Annotated in this window: 14 protein-coding genes; all 14 read right to left on the reverse strand. The window is 51.7% G+C overall.

The genetic code is table 11. From position 1 onward, the window contains the following. Nucleotides 1-14: 14 nt before the first annotated feature. Nucleotides 15-1,043, reverse strand: coding sequence for a LacI family DNA-binding transcriptional regulator (locus tag DWY89_RS05915; protein ID WP_118524485.1), 1,029 nt, complete (start codon nucleotides 1,041-1,043; stop codon nucleotides 15-17). After that, on the reverse strand, nucleotides 1,040-2,185 hold the full coding sequence (locus tag DWY89_RS05920) for a M20 family metallopeptidase (protein ID WP_107001563.1): 1,146 nt from the start codon (nucleotides 2,183-2,185) through the stop codon (nucleotides 1,040-1,042). The genes DWY89_RS05915 and DWY89_RS05920 overlap by 4 nt, the downstream gene beginning before the upstream one ends. Nucleotides 2,186-2,210: 25 nt before the next feature. Beyond that, a complete protein-coding gene (locus tag DWY89_RS05925; RefSeq protein ID WP_107001564.1) occupies nucleotides 2,211-2,957 on the reverse strand; it encodes a glutamine amidotransferase in 747 nt (248 codons plus the stop codon). 31 nt (nucleotides 2,958-2,988) lie between these two features. Then, a complete protein-coding gene (locus tag DWY89_RS05930) occupies nucleotides 2,989-4,263 on the reverse strand; it encodes an ArgE/DapE family deacylase (RefSeq protein ID WP_118523601.1) in 1,275 nt (424 codons plus the stop codon). 32 nt (nucleotides 4,264-4,295) lie between these two features. Then, entirely contained in the window at nucleotides 4,296-5,234 is a 939-nt protein-coding gene (locus tag DWY89_RS05935) for a nucleoside hydrolase (protein ID WP_107001566.1), read from the reverse strand. 41 nt (nucleotides 5,235-5,275) lie between these two features. Beyond that, a complete protein-coding gene (locus tag DWY89_RS05940; RefSeq protein ID WP_022359766.1) occupies nucleotides 5,276-6,226 on the reverse strand; it encodes an ABC transporter permease in 951 nt (316 codons plus the stop codon). Then, entirely contained in the window at nucleotides 6,223-7,269 is a 1,047-nt protein-coding gene (locus DWY89_RS05945) for an ABC transporter permease (RefSeq protein ID WP_118523602.1), read from the reverse strand. Before DWY89_RS05945 ends, DWY89_RS05940 begins: the two co-directional genes overlap by 4 nt. Continuing rightward, nucleotides 7,266-8,804 (reverse strand): ABC transporter ATP-binding protein, encoded by a 1,539-nt coding sequence (locus DWY89_RS05950; protein ID WP_118467440.1) that lies wholly within the window; start codon nucleotides 8,802-8,804, stop codon nucleotides 7,266-7,268. Before DWY89_RS05950 ends, DWY89_RS05945 begins: the two co-directional genes overlap by 4 nt. Before the next feature lie 139 nt (nucleotides 8,805-8,943). Continuing rightward, nucleotides 8,944-10,050 (reverse strand): BMP family ABC transporter substrate-binding protein, encoded by a 1,107-nt coding sequence (locus tag DWY89_RS05955; protein WP_022359763.1) that lies wholly within the window; start codon nucleotides 10,048-10,050, stop codon nucleotides 8,944-8,946. A 441-nt stretch (nucleotides 10,051-10,491) separates the two neighbouring features. Next, nucleotides 10,492-11,784 carry a phosphopyruvate hydratase gene (gene eno / locus DWY89_RS05960; protein WP_118523603.1) on the reverse strand — a complete coding sequence of 431 codons (1,293 nt, stop codon included), beginning with the start codon at nucleotides 11,782-11,784 and terminating at the stop codon, nucleotides 10,492-10,494. Between the two features lie 58 nt (nucleotides 11,785-11,842). Then, nucleotides 11,843-16,540 (reverse strand): acyl-CoA dehydratase activase, encoded by a 4,698-nt coding sequence (locus tag DWY89_RS05965; RefSeq protein ID WP_118524486.1) that lies wholly within the window; start codon nucleotides 16,538-16,540, stop codon nucleotides 11,843-11,845. 393 nt (nucleotides 16,541-16,933) lie between these two features. After that, nucleotides 16,934-18,184 carry a GTPase HflX gene (hflX, locus tag DWY89_RS05970; RefSeq protein ID WP_118472464.1) on the reverse strand — a complete coding sequence of 417 codons (1,251 nt, stop codon included), beginning with the start codon at nucleotides 18,182-18,184 and terminating at the stop codon, nucleotides 16,934-16,936. A 14-nt stretch (nucleotides 18,185-18,198) separates the two neighbouring features. Beyond that, nucleotides 18,199-19,008, reverse strand: coding sequence for a tetratricopeptide repeat protein (locus DWY89_RS05975; protein WP_118523606.1), 810 nt, complete (start codon nucleotides 19,006-19,008; stop codon nucleotides 18,199-18,201). A 19-nt stretch (nucleotides 19,009-19,027) separates the two neighbouring features. Next, entirely contained in the window at nucleotides 19,028-19,459 is a 432-nt protein-coding gene (locus DWY89_RS05980; RefSeq protein WP_118467774.1) for a dUTP diphosphatase, read from the reverse strand. Nucleotides 19,460-19,724: the final 265 nt, after the last annotated feature.

Here is a 19,724-nt window from a genome sequence, read left to right on the forward strand (position 1 = left end):
CCCTCTCTCTCCGGTTACTGAGACGGCTGTATTCTCGCCGTGCTCTCCCGCACCACCAGTTCCGGCGCAAAGATTACCTTGCTCTCCGGTCTTTTATGTTCCCGTATCTGTTTCAGAAGCAGCCTTACCGCCTCTCTTCCCATCTCCCGTACCTGCTGCCGTATCGTTGTCAGCGGCACCTCCAGCATCCGGGCATAGAAAACGTCATCGTATCCGACGACCGAAACATCTTCCGGCACTTTCTTTCTATATTCCTTGAGTTTTCTGCATACGCCATACGCTGAAGCATCGTTGCAGGCGAAAATCGCCGTAAAATCCTGTGAAATGAGCTGTTCGACTGCCGCCGCGCCGCCCTCCTGCGTATACTCGCCGACACAGACGAGACGTTCATCCACCGGAATTCCCGCCTCCTCCATCGCCCGGCAGTAGCCATGGTAACGCGCCTCCGAATCCATCTGGGTCGCATGCGGTCCCACGACGCAGGCAATCCGCCGGTGTCCAAGACTTAACAGATGGCGCGCCGCCAGATAACCGCCGATCTCATGGTCGGTACCGACCGCCGGACAATTCCGAAGCTCCGGGATCCGGTCAACTACCACATAGGGTATGTGGATCGATTCCAGATAATCAATCTCCTCCGCCGCCATCTCCCGCGTATTATCTTTAGCCATGATAAACACAATGCCGTCCGCGCCTTTATCCGCCAGAAGATCGATATACTCGCGATCCCGGTCATAATTATCATTCGTGTTGCAGAGAATCACACTCCAGCCATTTTCGCGGCACGCCTCATCGATCGCGCGCGCCATATTGGCAAAATATACATTGGAAATATCCGGGACGATAAATCCTATGGTCTTGCTCTGCCGCTTTACCAGACTGACCGCGAGCTGGTTCGGACGATAATTCAGTTCCCGCGCCTTCGCTAGGATCTGATTCTTTGTCTCATCCGAGATCTTATATCCTTTTCCATTGAGAACCAGTGAGATTGTCGTCACGGAAAAACCAGTCTCAGCGGCAATATCCTTGATGGTTGCCCTCACTCATCCACCTCCGATGCGATCAGATCCATGAGAACCTGAATGGATTTCTGATATTTTTCTATCTCGACCCGCTCATTTGGCTTATGCGCCATACCTGCCTCGCCCGGACCAAATAAGAGAACGGCTGCATCCAGCTTGTGTTCCACCAGGATCGAAGCATCTGTAAAGAAATTAATCCCAGTCGTCTCCACCGGAAGCCCTTTTTTCTCCAGTTCCTTCGAGAGCTGTTTCACAAGCGGATGGGATTCTCCAATCTCGATCGCCCGCCGGTCATTGACAATCCGGCAGCTGACGCGGAATTTTTCTTCCGATGTAACGGAACGCGCCGCCGCAAACGCCTCCGCCTGACCGACTACCATCTGGCTTGTCAGTCCTGGTGTCATACGGATATCCATGAGAATCCGGCAGGTGTCCGGCGTCATATTTGGCGCCACGCCGCCGGAAATCTGCGTTACCTGCGCGGTCGATGCGCCGAGAACCGGGTGTGTGAAGCTTTTCACATATGTTTCAATCTCACCTGTCAGCGCCATCGCCTGTTCCACGGCATTGCAGCCCTCATGCGGGTATGCCCCGTGGCTCGTCTTTCCGTGTGCTTCTATCTCCAGCCACAGGCAGCCTTTCTGCGCCACGCCCAGCCTGCATCCCGTCGGTTCTCCTATCAGAAGCGTTCCAATCGACGTCTCCGGGACTTCCTTTAAGATCTCCCTGGCGCCGATGCCGCCCTTTTCCTCATCACAGGTTCCGAGGAAATGGATCGTACGCGGCACCGGACGACCGGATTTTTTATATTCACAGAGCGCGTACACCATCGCGGCAAGCCCACTCTTCATATCGCTGGCACCGCGGCCATAGAGAAAACCGTCCCGTTCCACCGGAACCGCCGGGTCAGTCTTCCATTCTCCGGTATCTCCGTAAGGAACCGTGTCCAGATGCCCGTTCCAGAAGATCGGAGCGTCATCCGACTCCCCCTCAAGCTCCGCCAGCACATTGGCATGTGTCGCGTCAATCCGCTGTATATGTGCAGAAATTCCCGATTGTTCGAAATACTTGCACAAATATTCTGCCACTGCTCCCTCGTCATCCCGTCCATTGACACTCCGAATGGTCAGAAGCTCTTTTAAAAGTTTCACCGCTCCGTCCATACGCGCTCTCCTTTTTCCTGCTATCTTATTTCTGAATCAGCCAGTCTGCGATATTCTGCCACAATTTATTGTAGTATTCCCACTCGCAGAATTCCGGCGGTGCCCAGTGCGGTGCACAGTCGGTTGTGACAACACCACTGCGCCCTTTTCCATAAGAAGCAAATGCGATAAACGGATCGCCCTCTACAGTAACCGGAACCTCTGCCTCCGGTTTTGCGATTACCTTATTGTAACCGAGAACCTCCGGCCAGTCGGTCGGAATGCCCTTTAAAGCTTCATGCTCGCCCACGGTTACCGGTTTTACACCCTCGCAGTGTTCCATACGGTCATCGACCGTCAGAACCTCGACTGGAAGAACCTCCTGTACGGCTGTGTCATGCCATTTGCCCTTTGCATCCACGCCGGAGAAGGTCAGATAACCGCCGACCATCAGAAGAGCGCCGCCATCGTTGACATAGTCGCGGATCAGATTGCAGCGGTTCGGCATTTTTTCACTGCGGTTAAACGTAGCGCCCGGCAGAAGCAGGGTGTTTGCTCCGATATCGGACAGAATTACCAGATCATACTGTTTCAGTTCTTCCATTGTAAATGGAAATTCCTCATTTGCCAGATGGTTCGGAAGGAAGGTTACTTCGTAGCCGCCTGCCTCCAATGCAGCTTTCAGCCATTTCTCTCCTGTCTCATAGGTAGAGGTATAAAACGCGTCAAAGCCCTTTACATGGGTGGTATAGCTCATCCAGGACTCGCCTGCCAGTAAAACTTTCTTGCTCATATTTTTATCTCCTTATATATTTATCAATTCCTTATTTCTTCTCTCCCCAGGAAAGAATCAGTTTCGCATACACCAGAATCGCTTCCAGATAGGAATCGATCTTCAGCCACTCATCCACGGTATGGCACTGTGCGCCCTCGCCCGGTCCGTACTGGATCGTCGGGCATCCGGCAATGTTGCGCCACAGGCGGGAATCACAGCCAAAATGGGATCCTTCCACCTTCACGCTGCGCGAAAGTGCCTCACTGTACGCCTCCTTAAAGGTGTCTACCAGCGGATGATCCTCCTCCATCTCAAACCCATGTCCGGTCTGGTAAATGGAAATCTTCGGCGGGTGTGCCTCCATCCACGCGTCGGAACGGCTGATCCGCTCAACGACCTCTGTAAATTCCTTTACAACCATATCCTGATTCATCAGGGTAGGAACATAGTGGACGCAGGTAGAAAAACTGCACTCGCCCGGCACGGTAGAACCGGCGGTTCCACCCTCGATCACGCCGATATTTAAGCTCGGCGGCGGAAGCAGACGGTGGCGGATCGTCAGAAGCCAGCGGTGCTCCATCTCATTTAACCCCTGAATTACCTTGATCGCCTTCTCGATCGCGCTGACGCCCTCGGCTTTTGCACCGGAATGGCACGCTTTTCCTTCAAAATCAACCTTAAAGAATACCCAGCCCATATGCGCCAGAATCAGGGTATCGTCGGTCGGCTCGCAGTTGACAACGCCGTCGGCTTTCAGACCGCGCATTACCGCCTGGATCGAGCCATTGCCTCCGCCTTCCTCGTCACACACGGAGGTAATTGTCACATCGCCCGGCAGCTCATACCCGGCATCCTGCAAAAGCTTTACCGCCATCACCGATGCCATCAGACCGCCCTTCATATCCGTGCAGCCGCGTCCGTACATCTTGCCATCCCGAATTACCGGCTCAAACGGCGGGTTCGTCCAGCCGTCTTCCATCTCCGCCGGCATAACGTCAATATGACCGTTAAATAACAGGCTTTTTCCGCCCTGTTTTCCTTTAAATGTCGCATAGACATTGGCACGGTCGGTCTGGTTGTGCCCCAGGTTTCCTTCCTGGTGCTTTTTGTAGCTTTCCTGAATCACAGCCTCATCCATCGGATCCACCGTGATCTCGTCGGCTCCCATCGATTCAAACAGGTTTACCATATACTCCTGTCCCTGTTTCTCCAGACCACCATCGATTCCGTGCCCTAAGTCATGGGTATCAATTCCCACCAGATTCTTGAGTTCTTCGATATATTTCTCTTTGTTCTGCTCTAAAACTTCTTTCAGGTCTCTCATCTATATCTGCCTCCGAACACAAGTATTATAAACTATGCCTCGCTGTATCTTCTCAGCCCTGCCTCAACGATATCCCAGAACTTCGCCGCATCGATATCGATCGCTACGTTTGCAGTCGGCTCCTGTCCGCCGTAACCGAAGAAATCGCAGTTAGTACGTCCGTAGGACTGGACGCTGCGGATGTCAATGTCCACATGCATCGGTTTCAAGGTCACAACGCTCGGATCAATCAGCCATGCGATCGTAACCGGATCGTGCAGAGGTCCGCCTTCCCAGCCAAATACCTCTTTCTGGGTCTTGCAGAAGAAGCGCATCAGATCCGCAAAGAGCTTGGATGCCTTATTGCCTATCTTCTCCATCCGGTCAACGATCTCCGGATAGCACAGTACCTTGCGGGTAACATCCAGACCCATCATCGTGATTGGGCGTCCGCTGGTAAAGCATACATACGCTGCATCCGCATCGGCGATGATATTGAACTCTGCCGCTGGAGTTACGTTACCATTGGTATACGCGCCTCCCATCAGGACGATCTGTTTGATCTTCGGAATAATCGCCGGTTCCATCCGCATCGCCATCGCCAGATTGGTCATCGGACCGGTTGTCACCATCGTGATATCGCCATCGGACTCCATCAGGGTTTTAACGATGAAATCGACTGCATGCTCTTTCTCTAATTCTTTTGTCAGCGGCGGGAAAACCGGACCATCCAGCCCTGTTTCACCGTGGATATCGCCCGCTATCATTTTTTCACGCACCATCGGCTGTCCGCAGCCCGCATACACTGGCACATCCACACCGAGCCACTGGCACACATTTCTCGCATTAATCTGCGTTTTCTCCAGCGTCTGGTTGCCTGCTACGACTGTAATACCTAACAGATCGATCTTGTCACTGTTCGCCGCCAGCGTGATCGCGACCGCGTCATCATGTCCCGGATCGCAGTCAAGAATAATTTTTGTCTTTTCCATCTGATTATGTCCTCCTTATAGTGTTTTATCTTTCTTCATCATCAGCTTCCCACATGCAGGGATGATTCTCTCTTCTTGTTGGCTGAAATCTTCGCAATCATGGAAATTGCCAGTACCGCGATGGTCACGATATACGGCATCATCAGAACGAACTGGGATGGAATGCCATATGCCTGGAGACGGGCACCGACGGAATCTGAAAATCCAAACAGCAGACAGCCCAGTGTGGTCAGAACCGGGTTGGCACCGCCGAAATACATGGCTGCAACGCCCATAAAACCACGGTTGTTGGTCATGTTCTCGATAAACTGGGTACTGTAACCCAGGGAAAGATGAGCACCTGCCAGACCACCGATGAGACCAGAAAGCAGCATCGCCTGATATTTGATTGCATTTACCTTGATACCTGCCGTCTTGGCTGCTTCCGGAAACTGCCCCACCGCACGCAGACGCAGTCCCCATACAGTCTTATAAAAGAAGAACTGAAGCAGAATAATCAGAACGATAGCAAACCACTCGGTCACACACCAGTTGTTAAACAGGTCGCCAACCACCGGCAGATTGTCTAAAAATCCGAGCGACACACGCGGAATTGCTTTGATGTCCGGGCTGGAAAAGCTGCCGGTGCTGTGGAAGATCGCATTTACCATGAATTTTGTGAGCGCCAGCGCCAGCAAGTTGATACCCATACCGATCGCACAGATCTCAGAGTTATAACGGATGTGACCGACCGCCATGATCATCGCAATCACAGCACCCGCGATCATCGCCGCGATGATACCTAACAGCCAGCTTCCGGTAAAGTAGCTGACCGCTACTGCTGTAAAAGCACCTACCAGCATGATACCCTCAGTACCGATATTTAAGATATTGGCCTGCTGGGTGATTGCCGCACAAAGAGCGGCAAAGATGATCGGAGTCGCTGAACGAAACGTTGCATAAATCAGCGACGCATTAAAGATTTTATCAAAATTCTGCATTATCGCATTCATGCCTTATCCTCCTTCTTCTCCTCCGTTTTCTTTTTACGTTTCTTTGTAAACTGGAATGCAGTCTCCATGGTCGCTATGATAATGAAAACTGCTGTAATGGTATCAACCAGCGATTTTGGTACACCGGTTGACTGCTGCATTCCCATAGCACCTGATTTTAAAACTGCCAGGAAAAATGCCATAAATGGAGTTGAAACCATGTTGTTCTTTACAATCAGAGCTGCCAGCATACCATTGCTTCCAAGTCCGGTTGCGAAGTTGTTCAGGAAATATCCGTGAACACCCAGAACCTCGATGCAGCCTGCCATGCCGCCTAACATACCGGAAAGCATCATAGCACCGACAAATACCTTTTTGGAATCAATTCCCACATAATCCGCATGGGTCGGATTCAGGCCGACGGTACGGATCTTGTAGCCCCAGCTGCTTTTCTGAAGCATAAAAATAATCACAATCACGGTGATGGCTGCGATGAAAATACCAACGTTGACACTGCTGGGTTTCATAAACTGATACAATCTTACCGTAACCGGCAGGGACTGAGCATTAGCAGTACCCGCACTCATAGGTCCGCTGACCAGATAAGATGTGATATAAAGGGCTACTGTGTTCATCAAAATGGTGGTACATACTTCATTTACATTATAATAGGCACGCAAAATCGCCGGAATAAAGGCCCAGGCAGCTGCTACCACCATCGCACCTACGAAGCAGGCCACATACAGAGCCGGCTTCGGAAGGAAGGTCCAGTTGATGCCTATATAAGCAGCTGTGATACCGCCCAAGAAAACCTCGCCCTCAACACCTACGTTAAATGCGCCTGCTTTCGCTGCAACTGCAAAAGCAATGGATGTCAGCAGCAGCGGAGTAAATCCTGCCAAGGTTGTACCAAGACGAAGCTCTCCGTCAAAAGCACCGCGGAACAGCGCCGCATATGCATCAATGGGATTTTCCCCGATGGCTATGATAAACAGCGCACCGACACCCATCGCAACGAGTATCGTAATAAGAATCCTTCGAATACCATTTAATGTCTGATTCATACTGCTGCTTCACCGTCCTTCCCTGTGTCTGTACCGCCCATCATAAGCAGACCCAGATTGTTCTCATTCGCCTCATCCGCACGCATCTCGCCGGTGATCTTGCCCTCATGGATAACAACGATACGATCCGAAAGGGAGATAATCTCCTCCAGCTCTGCCGATACCAGCAGGACACCGGCGCCTGCCTTTTTCGCCTTTTCCAGTGTATTACGAATCAGCTCGATGGCACCGATATCTACACCTCTGGTAGGCTGGGATGCTACCAGAAGCTTATTGCCAAGAGATACCTCCCGGGCTACTACGACCTTCTGTGCATTGCCGCCGGATAAGGAAGATGTAGGAAGATTATAATCCGCCGGGCGGATATCAAACTGTTCTACCATTTCTTTTGCATAAGCATCCTGTCCCGATTTATTCATCATGATGCCCTTCGTAAACGGCGGCTGATCCAGACGAACCGCAATCAGGTTTTCCTCAATGGTCATGGCACGGTTCAGACCTCTTGTATTTCGATCCTCCGGAATATGGGAAAGACCGCTCTCTCTCACTTTTCTCGGACTCTGATTCGTAATATCCTTGCCGCAAAGAAGGATCTTGCCCTTCTCTACCTTGCGGAGTCCGGTGATCGCCTCAACCAGCTCACTCTGTCCATTTCCATCGATACCTGCCACGCCGACAATCTCACCGGCCTTGACATGCAGGGACATGCCCCGGATCTTCGATGTCTCCTTCTGGCTGGGAATCCACACATCCTGAACCTCCAGAATCGTATCTCCCGCCTCAGAATAAGCCTTATCAATGTTTAAGAATACTTCACGTCCGATCATTCGTTTGGTCAGATCCAGCGGAGAAGTTTCCTCTTTATTAACAGTGCCCATATATTGTCCCTGACGCATCACAGAGATGCGGTCTGATATTGCCATAACTTCATTCAGCTTATGAGAAATAAAGACAAGGGATTTTCCATCCTGTTTCAGATTGTTCAGGATTTCAAACAGACGTTCCGCCTCCTGAGGAGTCAGAACCGCTGTAGGCTCATCCAGAATGATGATATCAGCACCTCGCATCAATGTCTTGATAATCTCGACACGCTGCGCCTCACCAACGGATATCTGGCTTACCTTCTTATCCAGCTGCACGTCCATATGATACTGTTCAATATATTTTTTAACTTCTTTTCTTGCCTTGTCAAAGTCAATTGTCAATCCCTTTTTCGGTTCAAATCCCAGAATAATATTCTCCAGAACCGTCAGCTCATTTACCAGCATAAATTCCTGATGGACCATGCCGACACCGTGCTCAATTGCAATCTTCGGTGTGATGGTTCCCATCGGTTCCCCCTTGACGATAATCTCGCCCTCGTCAATGGGATACATGCCGTACAGAAGCTTCATCATGGTGGATTTACCAGCTCCATTTTCACCAATCAGTGAATGGATCTCGCCTTTTTTCAGAGTAAATTCGCCATGCTTTACCGCCTGAACCTGTCCGAAATTTTTGACAATTCCTTTCATCTCCACTACGTATTCGTTCATTCGATCACCCTCTCGTCCGGAAATGCCTGACGGCTCTTTCCAAGAAAAACATTTTTGTTGAAAATGAAGGGGAACCTGAAAGAATCCAGATCCCCCTTCGCCGCCAGGTTTCACTCGCTCCCGGCCTTGTCTTTATCAATTATGCCTCTGGGCCAAATCCTTCATAGTTTTCTACTACGATCTCGCCGGATTTGATCTTCTCGGCAAGCTCATCACACTTATCAACGATATCCTGCGGGAATTTGTCGCCCAGAGATTCTTTGATAACAGAGAAATCAGTCAGGCTGACGCCGCCGTCCTTCAGTGCCAGATATTTAGTTGTGCCGCCCTCAAAGGTTCCATCTACTGCAGACTGGATAACCAGGTAGCAGGCATTATCAACTCTCTTAACCATGGAAGTAAGAATATGTCCAGGCTGATCGGAATCCTGGTTTAAGTCAACGCCGATTGCGTATTTGTCAGCTTCTTTTGCACCTTCCAGAATACCAACACCGGTACCGGATGCTACGTTCATGACAATATCAGCGCCCTGCTCATACTGTGCTAAAGTCAGCTCTTTGCCCTTTAACGGATCCGTCCAGCTTCCTGCAAAAGCCTGAAGAATCTTGATATCCGGATCGATATACTTCGCGCCCTGCTCATAACCTGTATAGAAGTCATGAAGTACCGGAATATCCATACCGCCTACCCAGCCGATGATATGATCTTCATTGACATTCGGGATATCGGTCTTGGTGGTGAACATAGCTGCTGCCGCACCTGCCAGGAAGGAGCCCTCATTCTGAGCAAAGCTGATGGACTCAACGTTCGGCAGATCAACGGTTGTATCGATAACTGCAAACTTGGTATCCGGATAACTGGATGCATTCTCAGTGATATAATCTGCGATGTTGGAAGAAGCACCGATGATTAAATCGTAGCCGTCATCACAAGCCTGAAGTAGGTTTGCTTTCCACTCTTCAGCAGTGGTACCCTCAAGGCTCTTAAGCTCGATGCCGAAATCCTCAACTGCTTTCTGTGCACCCATGTTGCAGGAGTCATTGTAGCTCTTATCACCTAAGTTGCCGGTGTAGACAACACACACACGAAGCGGTTTGTCAGATTTCTCTGAAGCGTCGGCTGCCTTTGTCTCGGTATTGCTGCTGTCAGCTGCCGTTGTCTCAGCAGTACTTCCGCCACCGCCGCAGGCTGTTAAGCTGGCACACATTGCTGCTGCAAGTACAATGCTTAATGTTCTCTTTCTCATTCTTTCATCCTCCTTTTTATGTGAAATACGTTATCCGCCGGACCATTCCTTTGGTAAAACGTTTTTCCATTCGTTCAAAAAAAATAAATCCTTTTTTCATATTTGCTTTACAGTTATTTTACAATCATTCCCACTGTTTTGTCAATAAATTTCGTATAAAAACGATTATTTTTTAAAATATTGTCAAACTTTTAGCAATATTCCTTTTTTCGGTCTTATGCAAAACAAAAAGGAATACGTTTCTCTCCGTCCTGGTTGTACGGTAAAACGCATTCCTTTTCAAAGTTGTATTCTATTTTCCTTTGTTTCGACGCCATCCGGCATTTCCCCAGATGATTTTTGTCTGTTTCTGAGGAAATGCATTCGTTTTCGGAACAATTCACACATTTCATGCAATGTAACAGATTGCTTGTCTGCACGATATCTCGCAAAAAAGACAACTTAATTTTTATTAAATGCCGCCTTCCCCGGATACTGTGCGCCGGTTCCCAGCTCTTCCTCAATCCGCAGAAGCTGGTTGTATTTTGCCACGCGCTCACTCCGGCTCGGTGCGCCCGTCTTGATCTGGCAGGTATTCAATGCGACCGCCAGATCTGCGATCGTCGTATCCTCGGTCTCGCCGGAACGGTGGGATACAATCGCCGTGTAACCTGCCTTATGTGCCATCTTGATTGCCTCCAGTGTCTCGGAGACGGATCCAATCTGGTTCAGCTTAATCAGGATCGAATTGCCGCAGCCGAGACGGATACCTTTTTCCAGGCGTTCGGTATTTGTTACAAACAGATCGTCGCCGACCAGCTGCACCTGTCCGCCGAGTTCTGCGGTCATCTTCTGCCAGCCTTCCCAATCCTCCTCGTCCAGACCATCCTCGATGGAGGCGATCGGGTATTTCCCGCAGAGCTGTTTCCAGTGTGCGATCAGCTCCTCGGAGGTGAAGTGTTTGCCACTCTTCGGAAGCAGATATTCGCCCTTCCTGCCGCTCTTCCACTCGCTGGATGCCGCATCCATCGCCAGGACAAAGTCCTCGCCCGGCTTATATCCGGCTCTCTCCACTGCCTCTAAGATGCACTGGATTGCTTCTTCGTCACTTCCCAGATCCGGTGCAAAACCGCCCTCATCGCCGACGGAGGTTGCCAGTCCGCGCTCTTTAAGCAATGCTGCCAGCGCATGGAACACCTCGGTACACCAGCGGAGTCCCTCGCAAAAGCTCTCCGCGCCAACCGGCATAATCATAAATTCCTGTACATCGACGGTATTTGCCGCATGCGCGCCGCCGTTTAAAATGTTCATCATCGGGACCGGAAGACGGTTTCCAGATACGCCGCCGAGAAAACGGTACAGCGGAAGACCATACGCATTGGCTGCCGCCCGTGCGCTCGCGATCGAAGCCGCCAGGATCGCATTCGCGCCCAGCTTGGATTTATCCTTGGTTCCGTCCGCCTCGATCATCGCTTTATCAACCGCATAAATGTCCGCCGGATCCATGCCCTTTAATACTTCTGCAATCACGGTATTCACATTCTGGACTGCTTTTTGTACGCCCTTTCCGCCAAAACGCGACTTGTCGCCGTCGCGCAGCTCCAGAGCCTCAAATTCACCTGTCGATGCACCGCTCGGTGCCGCGCCGCGTCCTATGCTTCCGTCTGATAGATAAACTTCCGCCTCCACTGTTGGATTTCCTCTCGAATCAACAATCTCCCGTCCAATCACCTTTTCAATTTCCAGATGTTTCATAGCCTGTCCCTTTCCGCCGCGTGGGCTTATGTGATTTCTATTTTTGTCTAACCCGAAATCAGGAAACTTTCTGCTTTTTATTATCGGCGTTTTTCTGTTTTCTATTCATAGTCTCCACGGGGCTTCTCTGCCCCACGTCCGGCAGGGCAACCGTGTCCACGCTTCTTTCTTTCACATTCATAATCAGCATCTGCAGGCGGTTTTCCAGATTGGCAAAGCTCACATCCGGATCGTAGTCAAGCGGCAGGATCTGGGCGTCCGGGTACATTTCCCGCATTTTTTTTACGATGCCGCGTCCTACCACATGGTTTGGCAGACAGCCAAATGGCTGTAAAATCACAAATGCCCGGCAGCCATGCGCCGCATGGTGCAGGATCTCGCCCGGAATCAGCACGCCCTCGCCCGCATCAAAGGTGTGCGGGATGATCGGGTCACTTTCCTTTACCAATTCCGGCAGGCGGCAGACAGGCGTATAGAGCGGATGCTGTTTCGCTATCCGATCCGCTGCCGCGTGCGCAGCGTCAAATACCCGGTTCGCCACATGGTACCAGTTTTTCTTGACAAACGGCTTTTTCAGATGATACGTCCGAATCTGCTCATCCTGGCAGAAATACGTTTTCCGGATAACATCCGTCATCCGCGCCTCGATAATCTCAAATCCATTTTTCTCCAGGTAGCGCTCAATCTCATGATTCGCGCCCGGATGGAAATTGAGGAGATACTCGCCGATGATCAGGACGCGCGGGCGCGGCTGGCTCCGGTCATATTCGATCGCATTCATCCGCTGGATCGCCTTTTTAAAGCCTCGCAGAGCGCCTGAAAGCCCATGCCGCTCCAGACCATCCACGACGAAATCCATCGCCTCGCCAAATGCCTGATCACTGCTTCCGGAAACCTTCTCATACGGGCGGATCTTGCGAAGCAGCTCTTCCAGAATATCGATCATCGGAAGCGCTCCCGCCAGACGGATCGCCGACACAAGGTTCATCCGGAAGCCCGGATGCAGATCATGATAATCAACGTCATCGTTCGTCAGAATCGCCACCTCCGGGTAGCCGGCGTCGTCAAGCGCCTTGCGAAGCAGCGCACTGTAATGGGTCAGGCGGCAGTCACCGATGTATTTTCCCATACCGATCGCCGTCTCAGATGGCACATACTGACCACTCCGAAGTGCTGCCAGCGCCTCGCCGATGACAATCTGCGCCGGGAAACAGATATCGTTGTGGACATACTGCTTTCCTAGGCGGATCGCCTCTTCCCTGCCGACCGCCAGCGGAACTGCCCGGATTCCCTGTGTCTTCAACGCCGCCGACATAATCCGGCAGAACGCGTGGGAGGTGTTCGGGACCAGAACCGTGCGCTTCTTGCGGTCTTCCACCTCAAATTTAACCGGATATGGATCCGAAAGTTCGTGAACCTGCCAAGATTTTTGAATGTCTGGTCCCAGCGCAGCCGTCCCGCATTCATTTCCGCCGCCCGCATTCTCCTGTCGGCTTGTTCCAGGCTGGTTTTGCAGCCTCTCCGCCATCTCCCGCTTCTTCCGCCGCATGTTGATCGTCTCCAGGAAGGAACGCACCCTGATCCGCAGCGGTCCCTGTACCTCGCTCTCGTCAAGTTTCAGGATCAGCGGTGATTTTCCGGAGATTTCCCGCATCATACGCTGGATCTCATCCGACAAATATGCGTCATGCCCGCATCCAAAGCTTACAAACTGGACATATTCCAGATTCTGGCTCTGTGCCGCCAGAACCGCGGACGCCAGCATCCGCGCATGGTAATTGTTTACGACATCCAGACGGCTGTGGCTTAAATCCACATTTTCAATGCCCGGAACAGAATCTGCCGTCAGAACCGGAACGCCGAACTCGGTCAAAAGCTCCGGCAGGCTGTGGTTGACAAGCGCATCATTCTGATACGGTCTTGACGCCAGCACCACCGCATAGCGCCCCTCTTTTTCCACCTCTTCCAGAACCTTCGCTCCCGCCTCTTTCAGGCGGCTCCCAAACTGCCGCATCGCATCATTTCCTGCAAGAACCGCCTTTTTCGTTTCCGACGGCTGGATGGAAAATGTCTGTTCCATATATGTAATAAGCTGACGTTCTTTATCTTCCTCCCTGTACCAGTAAAATAACGGTGCATCAAACGGAATGCCCCACTGTTTCTCCGGAGAATCCGAGTTGCGGATCACAAGCGGATATCCCTTCACGACTGCACACATGGACTCGCTCGTTGATTCCGTATTTTCCGATCCGATCGCCGCAATCGACGGCATAAAAATACGATCCACTTTCTTCTTTACCAGATCGCGGATATGCCCGTGCACCAGTTTTGCCGGAAAGCAGACGGTATCTGAAGTTACCGCGCTTAAGCCTTCCTCAAACATCTTGTGCGTGCTCGGGGATGAAATCTGAATCTCAAAGCCCAGCGAACGCCAGAACGTCGTCCAGAACGGCATCGTATCCCAGAAAGCAAGGACGCGCGGCAGACCGATGGTTATATTTCGCCGCACAGTATCAGACACAGCATTCGGCACAAGACCAGTCTTAGCGGCTGCCCGCTCTGAATGACTTTTTGCAGACGATGCATCCCCTTCTTCCGCTTGATCCAGATAATCTGCAAACAGGAGTTCTTCCCGCAATTTATAGAGATTTGGCACTTTATTCCGGGTTTCTGACGCTATTTTCAGTCGCTCGCGCACCTTCACATCCTTCGGATCGCCAAGAATCTCGCCCCGCTCACAACGGTTGTTCGTGATCCATGAGGTTCCATTCGAAAACCGCACCACCGCACGCTGACAATGGTTCATACAGAACGGACACGGCACATTCGCCTCCTGCTGCCAGGTCAGGGACTCCATTTGATCCAAACCAATAAAATGCGGCTGTTTCCGGCTCTGTGCTTCTTCCTTCGCTAAAAGCGCCGCACCGATCGCCCCCATAATGCCCGGATACGGCGCCCGGATCACCGGGCGGCCGACATACTGTTCCAGCGCACAGAGAACCGCATCATTTTCAAACGTTCCGCCCTGTACCACAATCCTCTTTCCCAGGGAATCCAGATTCGACACACGGATAACCTTTGTAAATACATTTTCAATGATCGAACGGCACAGCCCCGCCATGATGTCCTCCGGCAGCTTTCCATTTCTCTGCTCCGTCACGATACTGCTCGTCATAAAGACGGTACAGCGGCTTCCGAGCGCAGCCGGATGCTGCGAAGAAAATGCCTTTTCAGCAATCTCCCGCGCCGGAATATGCAGGGAGGATGCAAAATTTTCCAAAAACGACCCACAGCCGGATGAGCAGGCTTCATTCACGACAATATTTGTGATAACGCCATTGTCCAGCCAGATTGCCTTCATATCCTGACCGCCGATGTCCAGAAGAAACGTCGCATCCGGCGTGTATTTTGCCGCCGCACGCGCATGTGCCACCGTCTCAACCGCGTGTGTCTCGGCCGAAAATGCACGTGAAAACAGCATTTCTCCATAACCGGTCGTCCCGGCTGCCAAAATCTCCAGCCGCACGCCGTGGGACGCATACTTTTCCCGCATCGCAATCAATGCTTTCTTTGCCACCGTCAGCGGATCGCCTTGATTCGGCGCATAAAAGGAATCCAGAAGTTCCTCATTCTCATCTAACAGGACAAATTTTGTCGTCGTACTGCCCGAATCAATACCCAGATATGCCCGCAGCGTACTGCCTGACTGCGGATATACTGTTTTTCGTTCCGGGCGTCTGTGTCTCTCCTTAAATTCCGTCTGCGCCGCCTGGTCGGCAAAAAATGGACGGGAACGGAACGTGCCCTCCGCCATCTCATCGCCATTTCCGGCTTCACTTTGTTTCTTTGCTTCCTCGCGCGCCGCACGCACCTTCTCGATCCGATCTAACAGTCCGTCTGCCGTGGCGAGCGCCTCTTCCTTCGAAAAAAGCTTCACTGCCGCACGCGCCGCACCGCAGGCAATCAGAAGTTCCGGCCGGCCCGGACTTAAAATTTCCTCCGGCCGAAGGTCCAGACGTTCAGCAAACACGCGCACCAGCGTCCGGTTAAAGGTCAGCGGACCACCCTCAAAGACGACTGGCTTCTCGATCGAAAGTCCCTGTGCCAGACCGCCGATCGTCTGTTTAGCAATCGCATGGAAGGAGGAAAGCGCCAAATCTGATTTTTTCACCCCCTGATTTAAAAGAGGCTGGATGTCGGTCTTGGCGTACACGCCGCACCGTCCGGATATATCATATACGGTTGTTCCCTGTGCCGCCAGCGCGTCAAATTCCTCAACCGGTGTCTTAAGAAGAGAAGCAATCTCATCCACAAACGCACCTGTACCGCCAGCACAGCTGCCGTTCATCCGCATATCTGCGACCTGCAGCTCGCCCGTCCGTTTATCCCTCTGGAAAAAGATAATCTTCGCATCCTGTCCACCCAGCTCGATCGCCGTTCCGATTTCCCCGTACATGGCTTTCAAGGCGATCGAGTTCGCCACTACCTCCTGTACATAAGGGATCTCCAGCTCTTCCGAGAGGTGCTTTGCGCCCGAACCGGTCATCGCCGTCAGAAATGACCGCCCCGCAAGCGTCTCTTTCACCAATTTTACAGCTCTCGACACACTCTGAAGCTGATCCGAGTGATGGCGTGTATAGTCCGAAAACAGGACTTTCCCCGTTGCCACCTCCATCACTGCCACCTTCGTCGTCGTTGAGCCAACGTCAATTCCGACGAGAATCTGTTCCTGTCCGTTTTGTCCCTTCTGTTCCATTCTGTATCTTCTAACTCCTTTATCCCAGATGTCTGCAAACTTGTGCGGTCATTCTATCCGACACAAGCAGCCTGCGCCCTGTCATCTCTTTTCTCTTCATCTTAACAACTTCTTAGCATCCGCCAAAACATGAAGAAGAGGCATACGGTTTTTCCCCGCACACCTCTTTACCGTATGGATCTGTACGCATCTGCCTTCCAGCATTCTGTACAGCCATAAATATGCTACATTCTAACAAATTTAAAATAAAAAGTCAATTCCCGGGAATTTCAAAGGTGCCGTAAGAAAACGTGGTGGCAGCAGGAATTTGCCGTATTGAAATGCGAAGCCTCGGCAAATCCCGTTACTGGGCACGTATACGTGAACGTAACACAGTAACCTATCATCTGCCTGTTAGCGCATCAGCCCTGCGTAGAGCTCCGTCGGCACATATGCCTCCACGTAAATGCCATCTTCCCGGTACTCTTCTTTTAAAAGCTGACCGTATTTACGGATCGTCTGGATGCGTCCGGCTTCCTGGTAGGAAAATACCTTTTCCAGATAAATCTTGCGGTTTCGCAGAATCATTTCCAGAATATCCTTCAGCTCATCCAGCCCCGCGCCCGTCTTCGCGGAAATCTGCACCTGATAATCAGAATGCAGATCTTTCAGCGTCTCCGGCTGCTCCACCTGATCCATCTTGTTAAAGACTGTTACCACCGTCTTATCGCCGATCTCCAGCTGACGCAACGTATCATATACGACATACATCTGCGTGTCCATCTGCGGATTCGACGCATCGACCACATGGAGGACAATATCGCTATAACGTGCCTCCTCCAGCGTACTCTTGAACGCCTCGATCAGATGGTGCGGCAGTTTGCGGATGAATCCGACCGTATCTGTCAGCAGGATCTCCTGTCCGCTCGCCAGCTTTAATCCACGCGTCGTCGGATCCAGCGTCGCAAACAGTTTATCCTGTGCCAGGATTCCTGCACCCGTCAGGGTGTTTAAAAGCGTTGACTTACCGGCATTCGTGTAGCCGACGATCGCCGCCGACAGCGTATATTTCCGGTCGCGCTGTTTTCTCGTCACCTCGCGGTGGCGTTTGACATCTTCCAGTTCCGACTTTAGCTGCCCGATCCGCTCATGAATCAGACGGCGGTCCATCTCCAGCTTCTTTTCACCCGGTCCTCTCGTACCGATACCGCCGCCCAGACGGGACAGGGAACTGCGCAGACCGACCAGGCGCGCTGCGCGGTAACGCAGCTGTGCCAGCTCAACCTGGATTTTTCCCTCGCTCGTCGTCGCATGCGCCGCGAAAATATCGAGAATGACCATCGTCCGGTCCATTACCTTCGTATCCAGCGCCGATTCCAGATTGCGAAGCTGTGCCGGGGACAGTTCATCGTCGCAGATCACGCCGGTTGCGCCCATTTCCCAGACCATCTCCCGCAGTTCCCCGATCTTTCCACTGCCCAGATAGGTGCCTGGATGAATCTTCTCCCGGTTCTGCACCAGACGCCCGATCGCCGTCGCTCCGGCGGTATCCGCCAGCTCCTCCAGCTCATCCAAGGACGCCTCCGTATCATCTTCATCAGAGGTGCTGACCGCCACCAGAATGACGCGCTCCTCCAGTTCTTTCATATCGAACAATTCTGCCATATTACCTCCAATATTTACCGGCTTTCCAGAAAACGGATTTCCTTCTGCACCTCCGGTGTGTCCGCACCGGCTGCCTGGCACTCCTTAAACTCTTCCAGCGCCTTCGCAAAATCGCCCTCTTTCTCATAGAGAACCGCAATATTCTGCCGGATTACCAGCGCCGTCTCACTGTCTGCCAGCGAAAGCGCCTCCTCATAATGGGACATCGCGCTCTCATAATCGCCAGCCTCCATTTCACTGATCGCAAGCTGATTATAAATCTCCGGTCCCGATACGCCGCGCTCGATCGCCTGATTGCAGTACTGGGCTGCGAGTTCACTGTCCCCGGCATCCCGCGCCGCCGATGCAAGCGCCGTAAACGCCAGACTCACCCCCGGAGCCGCGGCGCTGCTTTTTTTGCTGTTCTTCGCCTTTTCCTCCGCTGCCGCAAAATCCTTTTCGGCGTCCTCCGCCTGTCCGTCTGCTGCCTCCGAAGCCGCTTTATAATAGAGGTATTCCGCTTTTCCTCCATCCACCTCCGCCAGAATTCCATAGGTCTGCGCTGCCGCCTTATAATCCGCCAGTTTGTATTCTGCCTCGCCGCGATATTTTAAAACATCCAGTTCAAAAGAATTGACGATCCCATCGCTCTCATCCAGCGCTTTTCCAAACGAATCGATCGCATCCTGATAATTACCTGCATTTAACTGCTCGATTCCGGTCATACGCGCTTCTTTCGCTTCCTTCGATTCAGCGCCGCAGCCGGAAAGGATGCCCAGTGAAAGCACCGCTGCCGCCAGAAAAAGACTTACTTTTTCTCGTTTTAACCTCTTTATCTGCTTCATTTTTTACCAAACCTTTTTATTAATTCTTTCCCGTACTTCCGATCCCGCCGCGATCTTTATTGTCAAGCTTCTCCGTCTCCTCAAATATGATCTTCGGCTGATGCTCCATGATGCGGAACTGGCAGATGCGGTCATTGACATGGATCACTGTATCACGCAGCGCATATGCCGGAAAATGCCACTGATCATTGTCCCCGCAGTAGCTCTCATCGATCACACCCATATGATTGGTCTGGATGATGCCGAAATTTTTAAAGGTACTGCTGCGCGGAACTACATGCGCCTCATAGCCCTTCGGCAGCTCCATCGCCACGCCAAGCGGAATCAGGGCAAAATCACCCTTTTTCAGCACCACCTCACGCGCCGCACGCAGGTCGATCCAGTCAGATTTGCCGTCAATGTAGGCGAGGCGGTCAATGGCGTCTGTGAAATATTTGATCTTTATGTTCATGCTGTTCATATCTGTATGAAATCCTTTCTTATGTCACATTTTATCTGGTAATGGCTGCCTTGCAAGTTTGTTTTTCACAAAGCACCTCCCCGAAAAATATTTTTCAACTTTCCAGTTTCTCTATAATACCACACGCGCGCGTTTTCCGAAAGTATTAATTCGTGCAGGCACGGACTTTCGCTCGTTGCACGCGAAAAATCCCGGCGGCCTGGAAATCCAGAACCGCCGGGAAGGAAATAGGTTGGAGCTACTTCAATATCGGGAT

Source organism: Clostridium sp. AF27-5AA (assembly GCF_003478415.1).
GTDB classification, from domain to species: Bacteria; Bacillota; Clostridia; order Lachnospirales; family Lachnospiraceae; genus Otoolea; species Otoolea fessa.